Here is a 19,588-nt window from a genome sequence, read left to right on the forward strand (position 1 = left end):
GGCCAACTCTCAGGTCAAGCCTCAGGAGATATCCTAGGCAAGAATGCTGCAGGAATATCTATCCTACATGATCAGTATGGAGCCTTTGCAGAGACGGAGTTTGTGGCTAGCTATGCCTCCAGAATCCAAATAGGAGAAAAAACAAATCTAAGATTAGGAACTGGTTTAAATTACCGCTCTGTTCGCCTAGACGGGAATAGCATGACGACGGAGCAAGCAGATGACCCGATAGTAGGACAGTACCTCGGGAGTTTCTCAAATATGCAGGTGGTGGACTTCAACTTAGGGATAGCGGTAACGCACCCAAACTACTATGTGTCTTATGCGGTACACCATGTGAATCAAGGAGCGATCAACTCAGGAGATGTATTCATGGAGAGAATGCCCAGGGTAGGCATCTTCCAAGCAGGTTACAGAAACAGAATGACCGACAACCTAGCTCTAGCAACCAACTTCATGTACAGGAGTCAGATAGACTTGCCAGACAATGTAGAATTCAATATGAAAGTAGTCTTGAAAGAGAAGTTCTGGCTAGGAGGTGGGCACAGGATAGACTATGCAAACAACTTCCAGTTTGGCTTGCTCTTCGACAAGATGCGCATTGGTTATATCTACGAGATGCCGATGTTGAGAAGCTACTTGCTACCGAATGTGACGCATGAATTCATGTTGACTTATGCCTTATTTGGAGATAGGAGAGGGTTAATTTGGTAGGGAGAACTTGATTGGCTTGTAGGAATTGACTAAGATAGAAACATTGGGGAGACTTGCAATCTGACGGTCTTTCCAATGTTAAGTACTTAATTTATTAAGCGTTCAAAGAAAGGATTAGAATAGTGATTTTCACAAGAAGATGGATTGATTTTTAATAAAAAATATGGATGATGGGATTGGACGATAAAGAAGATATAATCTTCAAACTCAATATAGCGATGGATTTTCAGGAGGTTTATAAAGATGCAGATCTGAGTTTAACAAAATTAGCAGCTATCGTAGGTGTACATTATGGTGATTTGAGCAAGATTATAAAGGCAAGTTATGGGATGGGATTTAAAAGTTATTTAAATGAAATTCGGATTAAAAAATTGTTAAATAAGATTCAAAATGGAATAGTGGGGCCAAATGTAACTAAGTGTATGGAAATATCAGGATATAAGTCTAGGGTTACATTTTTTAATGCTTTTAAGTCTAGGACAGGATTATCCCTTACGGAATATTATAGGCATACAGTTCAATTTAATAATTTAAATAAGATTATTTTCGAATCAGCAGTTTTGACAGAGTTTTAAAACTTTTTTTTGTTTGCAAAGAGGGGTTTCTATACAATTTTGCCCCTCTATTTTTGACTCATTCCGATTTGGAAGGTTAGGAGTATGCTTAATCGTTTACAGCATCGACTTCGAAATGTTCAGAGATCCCGCCATTTTATCTTTTACCTTTTTCCTATTTTGACCATCCCTACCGAGAGGAAATCACAAAGAGCCCGAAAGAGGATGTTAAAGGTTAATCGTTAAGCGTTCAAAGATGACTCGTTCTGAAATCCCCTTCTTTAGCTTTTCCCCTTTGACCTTTTCTCTAAATCTACTCCGACATTTTCACGATTCCCCTCCTTTTACCTTTTACCTTTTCCCTAAAATAACTCCGTCTTATCCACGAATTCCTCCCCCTCGCCTTTTTCTTTGTTATTTCCAATATTTTTTTCCAAGAGTAGGGATTCATTAGTGATCTGTTACTTTTCATTTACTTCGTTGAGGATTGTGATAGAATTGTGATAGTGGATTTTTTTCGATTTGATGGAATAGGGCCTACTCTTGCACCGCTTTGGGCAGGGTATGCCCGGACTTCATGTGTAATTTATCAAACCAAATAGTATGCATAAAATTTTACAAAATCATCAAAAAACCGGGGTGTCCAGCGTATCACATCCCAGGGTAGCTGCTGACCAGGTACCGGGAGGCAGGTATCATTTTTCACGCACAAGCCGGAGTTGGCTGGGCAGTAGGGTAGGAAGCTACCTGCTGCTGCTCTGCTTCCTGCTCTGCAGTCTTCCTCTGCTGTCCAATGGCACGGAAGAAGGAGCAGGAGATCGGGATGTTGTTGCGACCGTGATTAATACAGCGCAGGAGCTGGATAATATCCGGAATAATCTTGCTGGAAGCTATAAGTTGGGAGCCAATATTGATCTTTCTAGTATTTCTAGCTGGGTACCTATTGGAGATGCCTACAATCCTTTCACTGGGATTTTAGATGGTGCTGGATTTAAAATTACTGGTCTGACAATAGTTGGAACCAGCTTACCTGATAGAAATAAAACAGCTTCAATAACTAATTCTAACAATAATGATTTTGTAGGATTGTTCGGTTATACATTAGATGCAGAAATTAAAAATCTGGGGATTGGCATAAATCAGATAAGCGCTCGAACTTCTGTAGGAGGTTTAGCTGGTCGCATAAGAGGTACTACTGTAAGTAATGTTTTTATTTATGGAGGAAAAATTGTAGCAGATGGGATAAATGGAACACAGACACCTATTTCTAATACGACTTCTGTATATGTTGGTGGATTAGTCGGAGAAGTAGGTGTGAACCCTTCCGGTAGTAAAATCGAAAATTCATATGTGGTTGACACCGAAATAGTAGGGGTCAATTTTGTGGGTGGTTTGATTGGTAGGCTTGGCTTACCCACTAGTAATCCCAATCAAATCCTTAACTCTTACGCTGCTGCAAAAATTACTGCATCAGGAACTTCTTCTATAGGGGGTTTCATTGGAGGTACTTTCGAAAATGGAGGTACGGCAGGCATAACATTTGCCAACAACTTTTGGGATACCAGTGCATCAGGTAGAACAAATAACACTATTCATGATATTGCTCTGGGGAGAACCACAGAGCAAATGAAATTGGAATCTAATTTTACCAATTGGGTTTTCACCAATATTTGGGCAATTGAGGGTCCGGAATCTTCTTCGTTATTTATCTCTTATCCTTATTTACAATCTAATACACAAAATCCAAAACCAGGTTTACAGAATGTAGAAAGGGTAGATGAAATAACCGATGTGAAGGTCAATAACAAAACGGCATTGACTGGGAGTGATGCTATTGACACTTTTGCTGGTATTGTTGAAGTGGATGTGACGTACAACATTAGGAATCAAGTGGGAAATATCATGTCGGCAGAAACAGCAACACTCACTATAAACAATAATAGTGGCGGAAAAATTACTATTTCAGGCAACAAGGTAACTTTCTTATCTAATACGGCTAACGGAACTTACACGATTACTATAAAATCTGATTCTCGTACTACTACGACAGCTACTGTTCAGGTAGAGGTAAGAAACTTTGCTGATAAGACAGCATTGCAGGCAAAAGTGGATGAAGTTAATAGCGAGAACTTAGATGAGATCAATTACACGTCGGCTAGTTGGACTACATTTAGTGGAACCTTGACTTCATCTCAAGTGGTGCTGGATAATGCAAATGCCACACAAGAGCAAGTAGATAATTCATTGGCTACACTTACAGGATCTAGGGGAGATTTAGCTCCAATTTTTCCTGTAGGAAATGGTGATGATATTCCTTATCAGATCACGACAGCCGAACAGCTCAATGCTATCAGGTATTTTTTAGACAAGAATTTTATCTTGATGAATGATCTGGATCTGACAGATGACTTAGCACCTAATGGGCAATTTTATAATGCCGGAAAAGGCTGGCAGCCAATAGGGGATTCTACAAATCCATTTAAAGGTGTATTCGATGGGAAAGATTTTGAAATAAAAAATCTAAGTATTGTTAGAGCTGACGAAGACTATGTAGGTCTTTTTGGTACAACATTTACGGGAGCAGTACTGAAAAATCTTCAAGTAAGTGGTGAAATAATTGGGAAGGTTTATACTGGTGCCCTAGTGGGTGTAAATGGAGGAACTGTAGATAATGTGCATTCTAAAACGAGTGTTAAAGGGAGTTCTAATCTTGGAGGCTTAGTGGGTTTGAATCAAGGAGGCACTATTACCAAGTCTTCCGCCACAGGAAATGTAACATCGACAGCTGCCGAATCGACTGACCCTGCAGTAAGACAAACCGCCGAATACATTGGAGGCTTAGTAGGACTTAATAGTTCAGGTTCTATTTCCCAATCTTTTGCTTCCGGCAATGTCTATGGAGGACAAATTGTTGGAGGCTTGGTCGGTGCCAATGACCAACTTAATGCTACTATTGCAGATTGTTATGCTTTTGGTGCGGTAGAGGGTACATCGGATCTAGATGTTGGAGGCTTTGTAGGATATAATAATGGCGGTGCCATCATTAGATCGTATTCAGCAGGACAAGTTACTGGACCTGTAAGCGACACCGGTGGTTTTATCGGGGCGAATACTAGTGGTACTATCACCAATAGTTTTTGGGATGTAGAGACTTCCGGTCTTGGAAATCACGGTGATGATAATCTTGGCGCCACAGGCAAGACCACCGCAGAGATGAAAACCCTTGCGACTTTTACGGGTGCTACTTGGGATTTTACTGCTATTTGGACGATGGCCCAAGGTTCGCGGCAGTCCTATCCGTACTTCGGAGCACTTGCCCAGGATCCTATTCCAGGAGTAGTTGTGTCTCTAATCGGTGACGGTACGGATGCCATTCCTTATCAGATTACAGACTGGTATCAGCTGGACGAAGTGAGAAACCGTCTCGACAAGTCCTTTAAGCTGATGAATAACCTAGACGATAACAGTCCAGGCTATCAGGTACTGGCTTCTGTCACTTCCAATGACGGCAAAGGCTGGCAGCCGATAGGAGACGATACTCTCAATAGCAGTGATCTGCCAATTGGAAGGTTCAAGGGAACATTCGATGGTGGTGGGTTCACCATTTCCGGATTGGTGATCAATAGGCCTGAAGAAAGAAGAGTGGGACTTTTTGGGTATATTGATGAAGCTACGATCGAAAATCTAGGGTTGATCAGCCCGGAAGTAACTGCTAAGGAGCAAGTTGGTTCCTTAATCGGACAGGGAGATGTAAGTACTGTGACCAATTGCTATGCCTCAGATGTGCAAGTGATCAGTACTAATTTTGGAAATGACGGAGAAGAAGTAGGAGGATTAGTAGGATATTTCCGTGGAAGTCACATCTTAAAATCTTATGCCACTGGAATAGCAAAAGGACCTGAGAGGGTTGGTGGACTTGTTGGCGCTATGGGTAGTTTAGAAGGTACTAGGAGCTCTATCAAAGAATCTTATGCCGATGTTACCGTAGCCTATGAAGCGGAGAGTTTTAGTTCTGGTCATCAGCGATTTGGAGGTTTGGTTGGTAACCTTTTTGGAAGTGATATTTTTGATTCCTTCGCTCTGGGAAATGTTAGCGGTTCTGCTGCTGGGGGATTGATTGGTAGAGTAGGGGACAATAATGGTACCGTTATTTCTCGATCTTATAGCGTTGGTCAGGTTACGGGTGAAGGAGTAGGAGGATTTATTGGAGATATCAGTAATGATGGTGATCTTACAATTTCTGATAGTTATTGGGACATTACCACCTCCGGTACGACAAGTAGTGCTGGTTTTATCACGATTAATACCACTAATCAAGAAGCAATCGGTAAGACCACTGCGGAAATGCAGGAACTGACCACTTTCGGTGGACTTGATGCGGATAACCGAATCTGGGATGTCGTAGCAGAAGATGATCTTACAAGTGATTATCCATCCTTGAGATGGACTACGAGTTCAACTTCCTCGGCGGTATGGCTAATGCCTAAGAAGGTGGCCGTAACCCAAGCCAATGCTGTGTACGAAAACTTCCTTCAGGAAGGTGGAGTGGTCGGACAGCAGGCCTGTGCCAGCTGTAATCTGACTTTGACGAATGGCGAACTGAACTTCACAGTAGGTGATCCTACTGAGTTGACGGGTGGTTCCACATCGATTGATATTGCTGATTATCCCGGCTATAGAGTAGGTGAAGTAATAGATGGAGGGGTTGAGCTAGGCGCTTTGATCATCACAGGTGATGAACTTGAAGTGGCGCAGGATGTAACTTGGGAAGGTTTTGATATTATCTTGAGATCTCAGGGAGATATCAGGATCTTGGCTGAAATGACTGCTACAGGAGCAGAAGATAAAGTGATTTTAGAATACGGTCAGGGCGCTGTAGCAGCTGAGAACGAAGCCAAGTATGATTTTGGATTGACAGCAGAGGGCTTTGCCGGTAAGCTCAATTTGCAGGCGGGAGCGAACTTCAGCACCAAGCTGGGATCGGACGGTACCGCTATGGAATGGACGGTCATCACAGCATTGGGATCGGAAGGAGATGAAGACGAAGAAGATGCTCTCAATAGCTTGCAGGGTCTGGCATACAGTTCCAAACTGGTCGGTAATTATGTACTCGGTGCGGATATTGATGCAAGTGCTACAAATACTTGGAATAGTGGTGAGGGCTTTGAGCCGATAGGTGATTTTGAATTGAACCCTAGTTTTTCTGGAAATTTCGACGGTTTGGGGCACCTCATTACTAATTTAATAATAAATAGGGAATCCAATGATATTCAAGGCTTATTCGGTAAAGTTGTAGGTTCTGAAAATTTAATTGTTAAGATTTCTAATACCGGTCTTACTGGTGTTAATGTGAAAGGGAGAAACAGCGTAGGATCTTTGATTGGATCATCGGATTATACGCATATTTCAGATGCCTTTGCTTCAGGTACAGTAGTAGGTGGTGACGCTGTAGGTGGCTTACTTGGATATTTGTCACCTGGTGCAATAAGTGGCTCTTTTGCCGATGTTGCAGTGGATGCTACAGGTGGAGCCGGTGGTTTGGCAGGTTCTGTTTATGATGTGATTGTTTCGGATTCCTACGCACTTGGTGCAGTTGATGGAGATGACAATACAGGTGGACTTGTGGGTAATACCGGTGAGTCTTCCTATCTGAATACTTATGCTACCGGAACTGTAAGTGGATCACAGTACGTTGGTGGGTTGCTTGGCTATGCCTATGAGGACGTCATTACCGATTCTTATGCAACAGGCGACGTGAGCGGTGATGAAAATGTAGGTGGTCTCATAGGAGAAGCTTACTCCTGGTCAGCTTCTGTTGAAATCATAAAATCTCATGCTTTAGGTAATGTGACGGGTACAGCAGATTTGGACTTTGAGGGAAAAATCGGAGGACTTGTAGGTACCATTTGGGCTGATGAAAAAGATATCATTATCGATGATTCTTTTGCCGAAGGGACTGTTTCTGGATTGAAAAAAATCGGAGGCTTGGTAGGTGAGGCCTTAAGTGGTAGCTCCAATGATGTGACCACCAGCCTGAAACTTACCAAGGGCAAAGCCACAGGCGCAATTTCAGGCTATAGAGAAGTTGGTGGATTGATTGGTTATATGGAAGATGCGGTTATCGAAGAATCACATACTACTGGAGTAGTTTCAGACATTCAATTTGAGGGTCCAGGGATGCATATCGGAGGTCTTGTCGGTGATGCCAAAGGTGGTTCTATTTCTGACTCCTATACCACTGGTGACGTGTCAGCGCCAAATTCTAATTACGTAGGTGGTTTGATTGGGCGAACATCCAAGACAGATTTATTAAAAGTACGTGCAGATGGAGAAATTCAGGGGATTAATGGTGTAGGTGGTTTAGTTGGTCAGTCTTTGGGAGGAAGCATTAATCTGTCATCTGCTTCAGGTGAAGTTACTGGAAGTTTTCTTGTAGGAGGACTTATCGGAGATGCTGAATCCTATGATGGTGAAATTTCTGTAAATCTATCTTTTGCTGTAGGTGATGTAGTTGGAGGCGGTTTCGTTGGAGGTTTTATCGGTTATACTTATTCAGATTATTTGCTTACCGTTTCTAATAGTTTTGCTGTCGGAAATGCAACAGCTGATAATGATAATGTAGGTGGATTTATAGGACATCTTGAAAAAGGCGATGGCAATACTTCCATTTCCAATGTTTATTCCACAGGAACTGTGATTGGACCTGAGGGCTTGGCAGGTGGCTTGGTAGGAGACATATGGGAAAACGCCGTTGAGATGGAGAACAGCTATTGGGACATTGAGACTTCCGGCTTGACTACGAGTGCTGGTGGAGAGGGTAAGACAACTGCGGAGATGCAGGATATTCGAACTTTCAGAGGAATGGACCCTGATTCACCGGAATGGGTAGCTGAGGTTTCAACATTAGAAAATATTAACTATCCGACTTTATTCTGGACTACTTTGGGAGAAGGAGAGGAAGCGGATGATAATGACCCGATTTGGTTGATGCCGAAAGTGTCTTTAAGTCAGGCAGTATATTTACCTTATGATAATTTCCTTCAGGAGGGTGGTAGCATAACGCAGCAAGCTTGTGCGAGCTGTGAGTTGAAACTTGAAGCGGGGGAATTGACTTTTACAGTAGGTAATGCTGCTGATTTAGCTCAGTTTGTTGAACCTGATAATTCTGCTTCTTCTGAAGGCTTTAATCTGGGTGAATTTGAAGATTTAGGGGCTGTTTTTGCCGGCTTGATCATCACAGGAGATTCCTTGGTAGTAGCTCAGGATGTAACTTGGGAAGGTTTTGATGTTATCTTGAGATCTCAGGGAGATATCCGTATCCTGGCAGATATGACTGCTACAGGAGCAGAAGATAAAGTGACCCTGGAATACGGTCAGGACGCTGTAGCAGCTGACAATGAATCTCAATATGATTTTGGATTGACAGCAGAGGGCTTTGCCGGTAAGCTCAATTTGCAGGCAGGTCAGAATTTTAGCACCAAGCTGGGATCGGATGGTGATGCAGTAGCATGGACAGTGATCACCGACCTTGGAGCAGCAGGAGATGAATCCAGTGCTTCGGCTTCGAATAGCTTACAGGGTCTGGCACACGAATCCAAAGTTGAAGGAAATTATGTACTCGGTGCAGATATTGATGCAAGTGCTACAAGTACTTGGAATAGTGGTGAGGGCTTTGAGCCGATAGGCTACGATGCTTGGGATAATCCAGAGCCTTTTCTTGGTAGATTTGATGGTTTGGGTCATAAAATAACCGCCTTGACCATTGATCGTCCAACGACAGACGGAGTTGCATTATTTGGTTATGCGGAAGATGCCCTTTTCCAGAATTTGAATCTTGATCAAGCCAATATGTCGGGTGAAGGTGAAGTAGCTACCCTTGCAGGACGTGCCAAAGATACAGCTGTCAGGGAAGTGATTGCTTCTGGAACGGTGGTGAGTGATGACGATGACTATATTGGTGGCCTGATAGGTTACCTTGAAGACAACAGTGAATTGGACCATGCTTACGCTGATGTGGAGGTCAGTGGAGGTGACGATGAAGTCGGAGGTCTTATTGGACAGATGGATGGTCCTGTGAAGCGCGCCACAGCTTATGGTAATGTCAGTGGATTTGATCATGTAGGTGGTTTGATTGGTTACCTAGGGAGCAACAGTAGTGTAGCGTTCTCTTCCGCTTCGGGGGATGTGGAAGGAGAAAGATATGTTGGAGGCTTGATCGGGGATATAAGTATAGGAGATGAAAAGACTACCGTTGCAGAATCCCATGCCTCTGGAACGGTGAAAAGTAATCGTAACACGACAAGTTCTGTCTATGTTGGCGGTTTGATTGGCCGTGCAGAAGCATCTGATGAAAGCAGTTCAGCTCATATTGAAATTACAAATTCTCACTACAAAGGAGAATCTGTTGAGGCAATAGGAGATTATGTCGGTGGTCTGATCGGTTATGTGCGAGACGTACAGATAGATAGTGCGAGTGCTACAGGAGCTATTTCAGGAGACGGTTATCTAGGTGGTTTGATTGGTTCTGTAGAGCCAAATAAAGATGCTAAATCCGTAATCACACGGGTACATGCTACCGGTAATGTGACTGGAACTGGTGACTATATAGGTGGTTTGATTGGTGAGTCAGAAAATGTTGCGCTCTATCTTGCTTTTGCTACTGGTAATGTAGTAGGAGAAGAGGAAATAGGAGGATTGATTGGTGATATGTACAAGACCACGATTGACTCTGTCTATGCGACAGGGAATGTAAGTGGTGAAGATGAAATTGGAGGCCTGGTAGGATATGCAGGAGGCGTCTTAGGTACATCAGGGGAGAGAGAGGTATTGATCTCCCGAGCTTACGCTACTGGAAATGTAACAGGAACGGATGGAGAAATTGGAGGCCTTGTAGGTAATTTGAGAAGGGGAGGAATTGTGGATTCGTATGCACTTGGAAATGTAGAGGGAGCAGCTGATCACGTCGGTGGCTTGGTTGGTGAAGCACGAGATGTATTTGTTCGAAATAGTTATGCCTCTGGAACCGTCAAAAGTACTTATGACGACTCTGATGCCTACGTAGGTGGTTTGATCGGTCGTGCTGAGGTAAGCAGGGATGGTTTAGAGCCTCTTGAAATTACAAATTCTCACTACAAGGGAGAATCTGTTGAAGCAATAGGAGGTAGAGTAGGTGGTCTGATCGGTTATGCGGGCTATGATAGGTTTTATAGTAATCCCCCTTCCATTTTGTATGTGAGGATCGATAGTGCAAGTGCGACAGGAAATGTTTCAGGAGGAAGAAGTTATGTAGGAGGTTTGATTGGTGATGTTAGAGGAGTTGACAATGGCCCTAAATCCCAAATTACACGGGTACATGCTATGGGTAATGTGACTGGAGGTGATGACGAGGTAGGTGGCTTGATTGGTTATGCAAGAGTAGTTGAACTCTCTGATGCTTTTGCTACCGGTGATGTAGAAGGCGCTGACGACGATATAGGAGGCCTGATTGGCGGTATGTACAATACCAAGATTGACTCTGTCTATGCTACTGGTGATGTCATTGGTCTTGATGGGGTCGGTGGTCTTGTAGGAGGTGCCGGGGCAGCTACAGCAGGTGATATATTGATCTCCCGAGCGTATGCTACTGGAAATGTGATAGGAACGGAAGATGAAGTTGGTGGGCTTGTAGGAAGTCTTTACCAAGGAGGAATAGATCAGTCTTATGCTCTTGGAAATGTAAGTGGAGAATATCGTGTAGGAGGCTTGGTAGGTTATGCCGATGAAGACTCACATATTCAAAACAGTATGGCTTTCGGGGATGTCGAAGGTACAGTCACAACCTCCACTAGAGGAGTAGGTGGCTTGGTTGGTGAGCTAGAGGCCAGCTCAGTGGTCAATTCCTACAGTGTTGGATTGGTGACACGCCAATCCGGTCAGGATATTGGAGGACTTATAGGTCGAATAGATAGTAATAGTTCGGTGACAGACAGCTACTGGGACACCGAGACGTCCGGCTTGACGGAGAGTGCTGAAGGGGAGGGCAAGACGACAGCGGAGATGCAGGCTCTTGCGACTTTCCTAGGGGGAGATGAACCATGGAGCATCGTCAGGGCTGATGCCGATGGCCTTGAAAGTCCATACCCTACGCTGAGATGGACCACGGAAGTGGAAGCAGATGGGATTTGGTTGATTGCCAAAAACCTGGGTGAAACTACGGTGGAAGCCATATTGGATCAGACCTATACAGGTTCTGGTATTGAGCCGGAATTGGTGATCAAGGATGGTAATGATATTTTGGTAGCCGGTGTAGATTATGAATTAAGCTTTGAGGACAATATCAATGTAGGTACTGCCAAAGTAACGATATCGAGCGTAGAAGGCGGGAAGTTTTTGGGTACAACAAGTGCTAGTTTTGAGATTACAGGAAAACAACTGACCGTTGCCTCTCAGGAGCTGGAGTTGAGCAAGCCTTACGATGGTACTATTTCAGCATCGATCGATTCGATTGAATTGGACGGCGTAGTAGCAGGAGAGGAAGTGACCGTGACTGCGGTGGCTTCTTATGACAATGCCAATTCAGGTACAGGCAGAACCATCACGGTAGTCTATACGATAGCTGGAGAGGATGCCGATAATTACCTGGCTCCTGAAGATCTGGTAGTTACTAATGGGGTGATTACCAAAGCACAATTGACGTTAGCTTCTCAGGAACTGACGACAGAAAAGGTATTTGACAGTAGTACAACTGCTGCGGTATCGGATATCGTACTCTCAGGAGTAGTTGGAGATGAAGAAGTGGAGGCCACCGGAGTAGCTACTTATGATAACGCCAATGTGGGTACAGATAAGGCCATCACAGTGGTCTATACCATAGCAGGGGAAGATGCAGGTAATTACTTGGCTCCTGAAGATGTGGTAGTCGAAACTGCTGTGATCACGGCGAAAACGCTTCCTGCGCAGGAATTGGTTATCGAAGATCAGGTATTCACAGGTGCTGAAATCACGGTTACCCTGACAGTGAAAGACGGTGATGTGATCCTGGAAGAAGGAGTAGATTATGAAGTGACTTACACAGATAATACCGATGCAGGAACTGCTACGGTAACGGTGACGGGTATCGGTAATTATGCTGGTACTCTAACAAGCACCTTCGAGATAGAATCGAAGTCTTTGGAAGATGCTGAGATTGGAGAGATAGCAACTCAGAGCTACACAGGTTCTCCGCTTACACCATCTGTTACGGTGAAAGACGGTACAGTGTCTTTAGAAGAAGGTAAGGACTTTACCGTGTCTTACACTGATAATATCAACGTGGGAACTGCTACGGTAACGGTGACTGGTATAGGCAATTATGCTGGTACGCTAACAAGCACTTTCGAGATAGAATCGAAGTCTTTGGAAGATGCTGAGATCGGAGAGATAGCAGCTCAGACCTATACAGGTTCTCCGCTTACACCAACTATTACTGTGAAAGACGTTGAAGTGATCCTGGAAGAAGGTGTAGATTATGAAGTGACTCTCACAGACAATACCGATGCAGGAACTGCTACGGTAACGGTGACGGGTATAGGCAACTATGCTGGTACTCTAACAAGCACCTTTGAGATTGAATCGAAGTCTTTGGAAGATGCTGAAATCGGAGAGATAACAGCTCAAAGCTATACAGGTTCTCCACTTACACCAGCTGTTAGCGTAAAAGACGGTGAAGTGATCCTGGAAGAAGGTGTAGATTATGAAGTGACTTTCACAGACAATACCGATGCAGGAACTGCTACGGTAACGGTGACGGGTATCGGTAACTATGCTAGTACCATAACAAGCACCTTCGAGATTGAATCGAAGTCTTTGGAAGATGCTGAGATCGGAGAGATAGCAGCTCAGAGCTATACAGGTTCTGCACTTACACCTACAGTTATGGTGAAAGACGGAACAGTAACCTTAGAAGAGGACAAAGACTTCACGGTGACTTACAGTAACAATATGAATGCAGGTACAGCTACGGTAACGGTGACGGGTATAGGCAACTATGCTGGTTCGATTACCTCAAGCTTTACGATTGATAAGCATCAGGTGACAGTGATAGCAGCGGATGCGGAGCGTAACTTTGGAGAAGAGAATCCAGTGTTCACATTCAGCTATGAAGGCCTACTCAATGATGACAAGCGTGTAGCAGTAGAGCCTGCGATCAGTACGCCTGCTACATCGTCCTCGCTACCGGGTACTTATCCGATTGTCTTGACAGGAGGATCTGACCCTAACTATGAGCTGACCTTGGTGAATGGTGTATTGACAGTGATTGATCCTTACATCTCACCTGTACAGAATCTAGTAGGACAAGTAGATGACAAGGAGGTTTCTTTGAGCTGGGAGGCACCAGCAGAATCTGCTACAGATATCTTAGGCTATCGCATAGAGGTATCAGAAGATGGAGAGAACTATACCCTACTGACAGAAACGGAAGCACTTGAGTACCTAGCAGCAGACTTGACCAATTCTCAGAAGTATTGGTTCAGGATCAGTGCCTTCACGGCCTTCTCAGTAGGAGAAGAGAAAGTGATCGGTCCATTGATTCCGATAGCCCCTGTGACGGATGACAATAGTACGATCCCTACACAAGATCCAGGCACCTATACCTTTACCTTGGATGGAAACGAAGAGGATGTCTTCTTGGATATCGTAGATGATGCCTTGGTATTTGAGGCAGGTTCATTGAAGATGGACTTGGCAGCAGCAAGAGCTACTGGTGATCAGTTGCCGATTTTAGAAGGCTTGCTAGTCCTAGAACCCAATGGTATTGCTAAAGTCAATGGCGAAGGCTTCAAGCAGAATACAGCAGTAGCGGTGTGGTTGATAGAGAATGTAGAAGGCAATGCAGGTGGTAGAATCAGGGTAGAGGATACCTATCTGCAAACCAGAATGCTAGAAGTAAATGCTTCATGGCAGCAGACAGCCCGCGTGATGGGCTCGCAGCCAGGCAAGGTGTACTTCTTAGGTTATGCTGACATAGATCAACTAGGTAAGTTCAGCGCATCAATGAACATTCCAGCAGACATCAAACCTGGTAGGTATACGCTCCAAGCGACTGGTATTACAACAGCAGGCTCAGAGATGTCTTTGAACCTAGGAGCGATCTTGATGCTAGACTTGGATCTGGATACAGATGGAGATGGTGTACCGGATGTGTATGAATACATGCAAGGTACTGATCCTAATAATGTTCATGAATACAGGGATAGCAATGGCGATGGTGTGCCAGACTATGTAAGAGAGCGCTCTCCAATAGAGTACTATGTACCAGGAGCAGTACAATCTGCATGGGGTCAGGTATTAGCGGCCAATGATCTACCAAAAGAGGTGGTCTTGATGAATGGATTCGGTCAGCTAGTATTCTTAGAAGTCAACTGGAATCTGAGTACAGTCAATGTATTCAGCAGAGGCAACTACGAAGTGATCGGAGAGTTGGTGATACCTCAGGGCATGTTCAATGCCTACGACATCAAGGCGACGATAGAAGTGCTGATACTTCCAAAAGCAAAACCAGAGGATATCCTTCTATCCAACAGCACCTTCGATGGGGCTAGAACGAGTCAGGAAGTAGCGATCGGTACATTGAGTGTAGTGGATCCGATAGACAACATACATGTACTTGGTGTGCCATATGATTTGGAGGATAACAGATACTTCAGGGTAATCAACAATGTACTCTACTGGAGCAGTGAAGATCCTGCGGCAGGCAGAACCACATTCAAGGTTGTCGTGAGGGTAACTGACAGGGACTTCAATACGCTGGACAAGGTCTTTGAAATCACAAGAAACAGAGAGCGTGTATCAGAGATTGAGATTTACAATACCTTCACACCAGATGGAGATGGTATCAATGATAACTGGGGTGTACCAGAGATTCGCTACTATACAGGAGCAAGAGTTCAGGTATTTGAGCGCAGTGGCAAGCGACTCTTCTACACAGAAGATCCAGATCAGAGATGGGATGGAACCTTCGAAAGCAAGGAGATGCCTGTGGGCAGCTACTACTGGACACTCGAAGTGAGAGAGACAGGAGAAGTGAGAAAAGGAATCTTGAATCTGTTAAGAAAGTAAAGAGGTAAAAGGGACTAGGTAAAAGGAGAAAGGACGAGTTTATAAATAAATGACTCGTCCCCCCTTTCTCCTTTAACCTTTGACCTTTCTCCTCAAAAATATAAAATCATGAAAAAAACAATCATCTTATTCATAGGAATAGCCCTTGTAACGACAACGGATATTCTCGCTCAATCAAGAAAATATATTTCTCAATTCAGCCACTTGCAGGGCTACTACAATCCAGCACTGACGGGTTATGAAGGTTCTATGCTAAGAGGTTTTGTCCGGAATCAGTGGGCAGGCTGGGAGGGAGCACCAAAGACTTACTTTGCCTCAGCAGAACTAGACTTCGGCCAACTCTCTGGTCAGGCCTCAGGTGATATCCTAGGCAAGAACGCAGCAGGGATCTCTATCCTACATGATCAGTATGGAGCCTTTGCAGAGACGGAGTTTGTCGCTAGCTATGCCTCCAGGATCCAAATAGGAGAAAAAACAAATCTAAGATTGGGGGCCGGCTTAAACTACCGCTCTGTCCGCCTAGATGGGAATAGCATGACAACAGAGCAAGCAGATGATCCGATAGTAGGCCAGTACCTCGGGAGCTTCTCTAATATGCAGGTGGTGGACTTCAACTTAGGGATAGCGGTAACGCACCCAAACTACTATGTGTCTTATGCGGTACACCATGTGAATCAAGGAGCGATCAACTCAGGAGATGTATTCATGGAAAGGATGCCAAGAGTAGGCATCTTCCAAGCAGGCTACAGAAACAGAATGAGCGACAACCTAGCTCTAGCAACCAACTTCATGTACAGGAGTCAGGTAGACTTGCCAGACAATGTAGAATTCAATATGAAAGTAGTCTTGAAAGAGAAGTTTTGGCTAGGAGGAGGGCACAGGATAGACTATGCGAACAACTTCCAGTTTGGCTTGCTCTTCGACAAGATGCGCATAGGCTACATCTACGAGATGCCAACTTTGAAAAGCTATTTGCTACCGAATGTGACGCATGAATTCATGCTGACCTACGCCTTATTTGGAGATAGGAGAGGGATGATTTGGTAAGGAGAGTTTGAAAGCTACAAACCCTGTAGAATGTATGGTTTTAAAACGTTGGGGAGACTGTTGAATGACTGTCTCCCTGATGTTTAATGGCTTCACTGATTGTATTGAAAAATTGGATGAGGAAATTGAAAATAAGGAAGCTAAGATTATATCAAATCATCACCTTAAATGAAGAGCTATGCGATCGGCTATTGTAGATGATGTACTATTCAAACTTAATATAGCCATGGATTTTCAAGAAGTATATAAGGATTCTGATTTAAATTTGAAAAAACTTGCTTCTTTAGTTGGTGTCAGTGATACTATTTTGAATAAGATAATTAAATCCTATTATGGCTATGGCTTTAGAAGTTATTTGAATGATGTTAGGATTAAAAAATTAATTGAATGGCTTAAAATTGAAACCGTAAAGCCAAACGTTGAGAAGTGTTTAAAAATCACAGGATATAAATCCAGAGTTACGTTTTACAATGCATTCAAATCCAAAACAGATGTTTCTTTTAAAGAATACTTTAAAATTCAATCTGAATCAAAGAATTCAATTCCAATTATTTTTGAAACAGTAGCTTATCAAGAAGAATAAAAGATTTTTTGTTTTGACGAATAAGTATTTTGACGAGAATTGATCCTTATAATCTTATATACTGATTATTCCATACGTTTAAAACTGATTTGGACTTGATTAATATATAGTATCTTCTTCATTTCTTCCAATTTCAGATATTGCTAAATCTTTATATTGTTTCGGTGACATTCCAGTTTCTTTTTGGAAAGCTTTATAGAAAGTGGTCCTACTTTGGAATCCACAAGCATACATAACATCTGTTAGATTGAGATTATCATCTTGATAATTTTCTTGAATGAGTTTTTGAGCCTCCATAACCCTCAGGTGGTTGATGTAGGTATTAAAGTTTTTACTAGTTTCCTGTTGGATTGCCTGAGAGACGTATTTGCTATTACTCTTTACTTGTTGTGCAAGGCTGTTTAAGTTGAAATCAGCATTTTTATAGGCTTCTTCATCGATAAGCAGTTGGTTGATTTGTTCAAAAAGTTGTTCAAATTGATCTGTATTTTTATTGGTATTATTTTTCTCTTCAATTTGCTTTTTGATAGATGCTCTATTGTTTTTATATATAGCAAGTGTTTCTAAATTTTTCAAATATAAGGCTTTAATTTTTATGGCTCTAGACCTATAAAAAGCAACCAATAAAGATGTAGCTATTATAATTAAACAGGATATTATGAATAGAAATCTCAAGTTTTGTTGAGCACTTTTTACTTGAAGGTTGGCATTTTCTAATTCTTTTTCTTTGATGGTGGTTTCATATTTCACAGTCAATTCCTCAATTCTTGCCTGTTTTTCCTTGTCAAAAATTTCCTTTTCCAGTTCATCTGCTTCTAGTAGCAATAGATAGGCTTCTTCATACTTGCCAATCTTTGCATGTATTTGGGATTTATTATGAAGCAAAGAAGCTTTTTCAAAAGGAAGATCCATGAGATTGACTTGTTGTAATCCACTATCAGTCATAGTCAGTCCAAGGTCATACTTCCCCCAATCTTTGGCATTGAGCCCTATATTCAAATAATTGAGTACTTTGCCATAAGCGATGTTTTTTTGCTGGCATATTTCAAGAGATTGAAGGTAATACTCGTGTGCTTTTGGGTAATCTTTGAGTTTGGTGTAGACATTACCTATGTTGAGTAGATTTTGAGCGAGTTTAAGTGAGTCTTGTAGGACTTTTGAAAGCTCCATCCCTTTTTTATAGAATTCGATAGCCAATTCATCTTCCTGCATTCTCTCGTAGGTTGTCCCAATATTAGAATAAGTTTTTGCTATCAGCGAAGTATCCATCATGGTTTCTGCGGTACTCACTGCCTTTAGGTAATAATAGATGGATTTCTTGTAGTCTTTGTTGGAATTGTATAGCCTTCCTAGATCGCTATATATCCCGGTCAAGTTTTTTTGATCTTTTTGTTTTTCAAAAACTGGTAAGGCTTTCAAGTAATAGGACAAAGCAGTTTCAAAATTACTTTTATCTTGTTCCGCTAGTCCAAAGTAATATTGCGATAAAGCCAATTCTGATTCGCTTAAATCATAGCGTTTTAACTCTTCTAAGGTAGCAATGACTTCCTTGCTCTTTATTTGCCTGTTATAGATATAGGCAAGCTTGAGTAGTAAGTTGATTTTAGTTTGTTTTTTTAGTTTCTTATTGTGTTGGCTGTAGATTACTTTCAATATTTCGGCATCTTCTTCTTTAGGTAAAGTCTGGTCTATTTCAAATTCTTCTAAAAATAGCTCCAGCTCTTTTGCCAATATATTATTTTTAATCAAGGGAAATTGTTCTTGGAGTATTGAGATAGAGCTGTCACTTAAATTGAATAAGTCCAGGTTTTCTGATTCAAATTTGGCTTTTTCTTGGTTTTGATAGGCAAAAATGACGTTAACAGTCGTTGGAATTAAAAAGTATAAAATCAGGAAGATGGGTAGAGTCTTTCTAACTATTATTAATTGATTTACTTTAAACCAAATGATTTTTAGCATTTTTTCTTGAAATAAAGGAATCATTAATGTAGAAGTTTATCAAATAGGGTAAAGGATAAAATGTGAATCTCGGGTAAATATAAGAGCCTATACTTTTATATCGACATCTTGAGTAAGATTAATTTATTGTTAAAATTAGATGATCCAGACAGTAAGTTGTTTAACTGCTTAGCTGTTTAATCGTTTAGGGAGGAGGATATTGTAAGAGGAAGGCTTTCTCGTGTAAATGTTAAGTGTTAATCGTTAAGGGTTAAAAAACCAACTTGTGATGTTCATGATGCTACTCAGTTAACCAGTTAACCAAATAACCAATTAACCAAAAAATGTTTAATTGCTTAGCTGTTTAATCGTTTAGGGGAGCGTAGGTTGTAAGTTGATGCTTTGTATTGGGACTGTTAAGTGTTAATCGTTAAAGATACTTCTCCGTAATATTCAAGATTCCAGTCCTTTCACCTTTTCCCTTTCACCTTTTTCCTAATTTCTTCCCTTTATTCTTTGGACAAATATTCTCCATTCCTAATTATTTAATTCAAAAAATTTTACGCCTGCTAATCTGACAAAGCAGTCAGTGGCTTATAAAATGATGACTTTTTGACTTTACTTTTATTTACAAAAAAATACAATAAGGGGGTTAATAAGTGTTGGATTCAGAATC

General features: G+C 42.1%; 6 protein-coding genes. 5 read left to right on the plus strand and 1 reads right to left on the minus strand.

The window, feature by feature from the left end; all coding sequences use genetic code 11:
* The 5 genes from IEV57_RS18720 to IEV57_RS18740 form a co-directional block, all read left to right on the plus strand.
* A partial coding sequence (locus IEV57_RS18720; RefSeq protein WP_188444568.1) for a PorP/SprF family type IX secretion system membrane protein occupies positions 1-714 on the plus strand: 714 nt, incomplete at its 5' end.
* A 167-nt stretch (positions 715-881) separates the two neighbouring features.
* On the plus strand, positions 882-1,289 hold the full coding sequence (locus tag IEV57_RS18725; RefSeq protein ID WP_188444569.1) for a helix-turn-helix domain-containing protein: 408 nt from the start codon (positions 882-884) through the stop codon (positions 1,287-1,289).
* Between the two features lie 582 nt (positions 1,290-1,871).
* A complete protein-coding gene (locus IEV57_RS18730) occupies positions 1,872-15,344 on the plus strand; it encodes a GLUG motif-containing protein (protein ID WP_188444570.1) in 13,473 nt (4,490 codons plus the stop codon).
* A gap of 108 nt (positions 15,345-15,452) precedes the next feature.
* Entirely contained in the window at positions 15,453-16,391 is a 939-nt protein-coding gene (locus tag IEV57_RS18735) for a PorP/SprF family type IX secretion system membrane protein (protein WP_188444571.1), read from the plus strand.
* Positions 16,392-16,617: 226 nt separating this feature from the next.
* On the plus strand, positions 16,618-16,974 hold the full coding sequence (locus tag IEV57_RS18740; RefSeq protein ID WP_188444572.1) for a helix-turn-helix domain-containing protein: 357 nt from the start codon (positions 16,618-16,620) through the stop codon (positions 16,972-16,974).
* Between the two features lie 99 nt (positions 16,975-17,073).
* Here IEV57_RS18740 and IEV57_RS18745 read toward each other — a convergent pair whose 3' ends face one another.
* On the minus strand, positions 17,074-18,957 hold the full coding sequence (locus IEV57_RS18745) for a tetratricopeptide repeat protein (protein ID WP_188444573.1): 1,884 nt from the start codon (positions 18,955-18,957) through the stop codon (positions 17,074-17,076).
* Positions 18,958-19,588 lie beyond the last annotated feature (631 nt).

Source organism: Belliella aquatica (genome assembly GCF_014637795.1).
In the GTDB taxonomy this organism is placed as follows: domain Bacteria; phylum Bacteroidota; class Bacteroidia; order Cytophagales; family Cyclobacteriaceae; genus Belliella; species Belliella aquatica.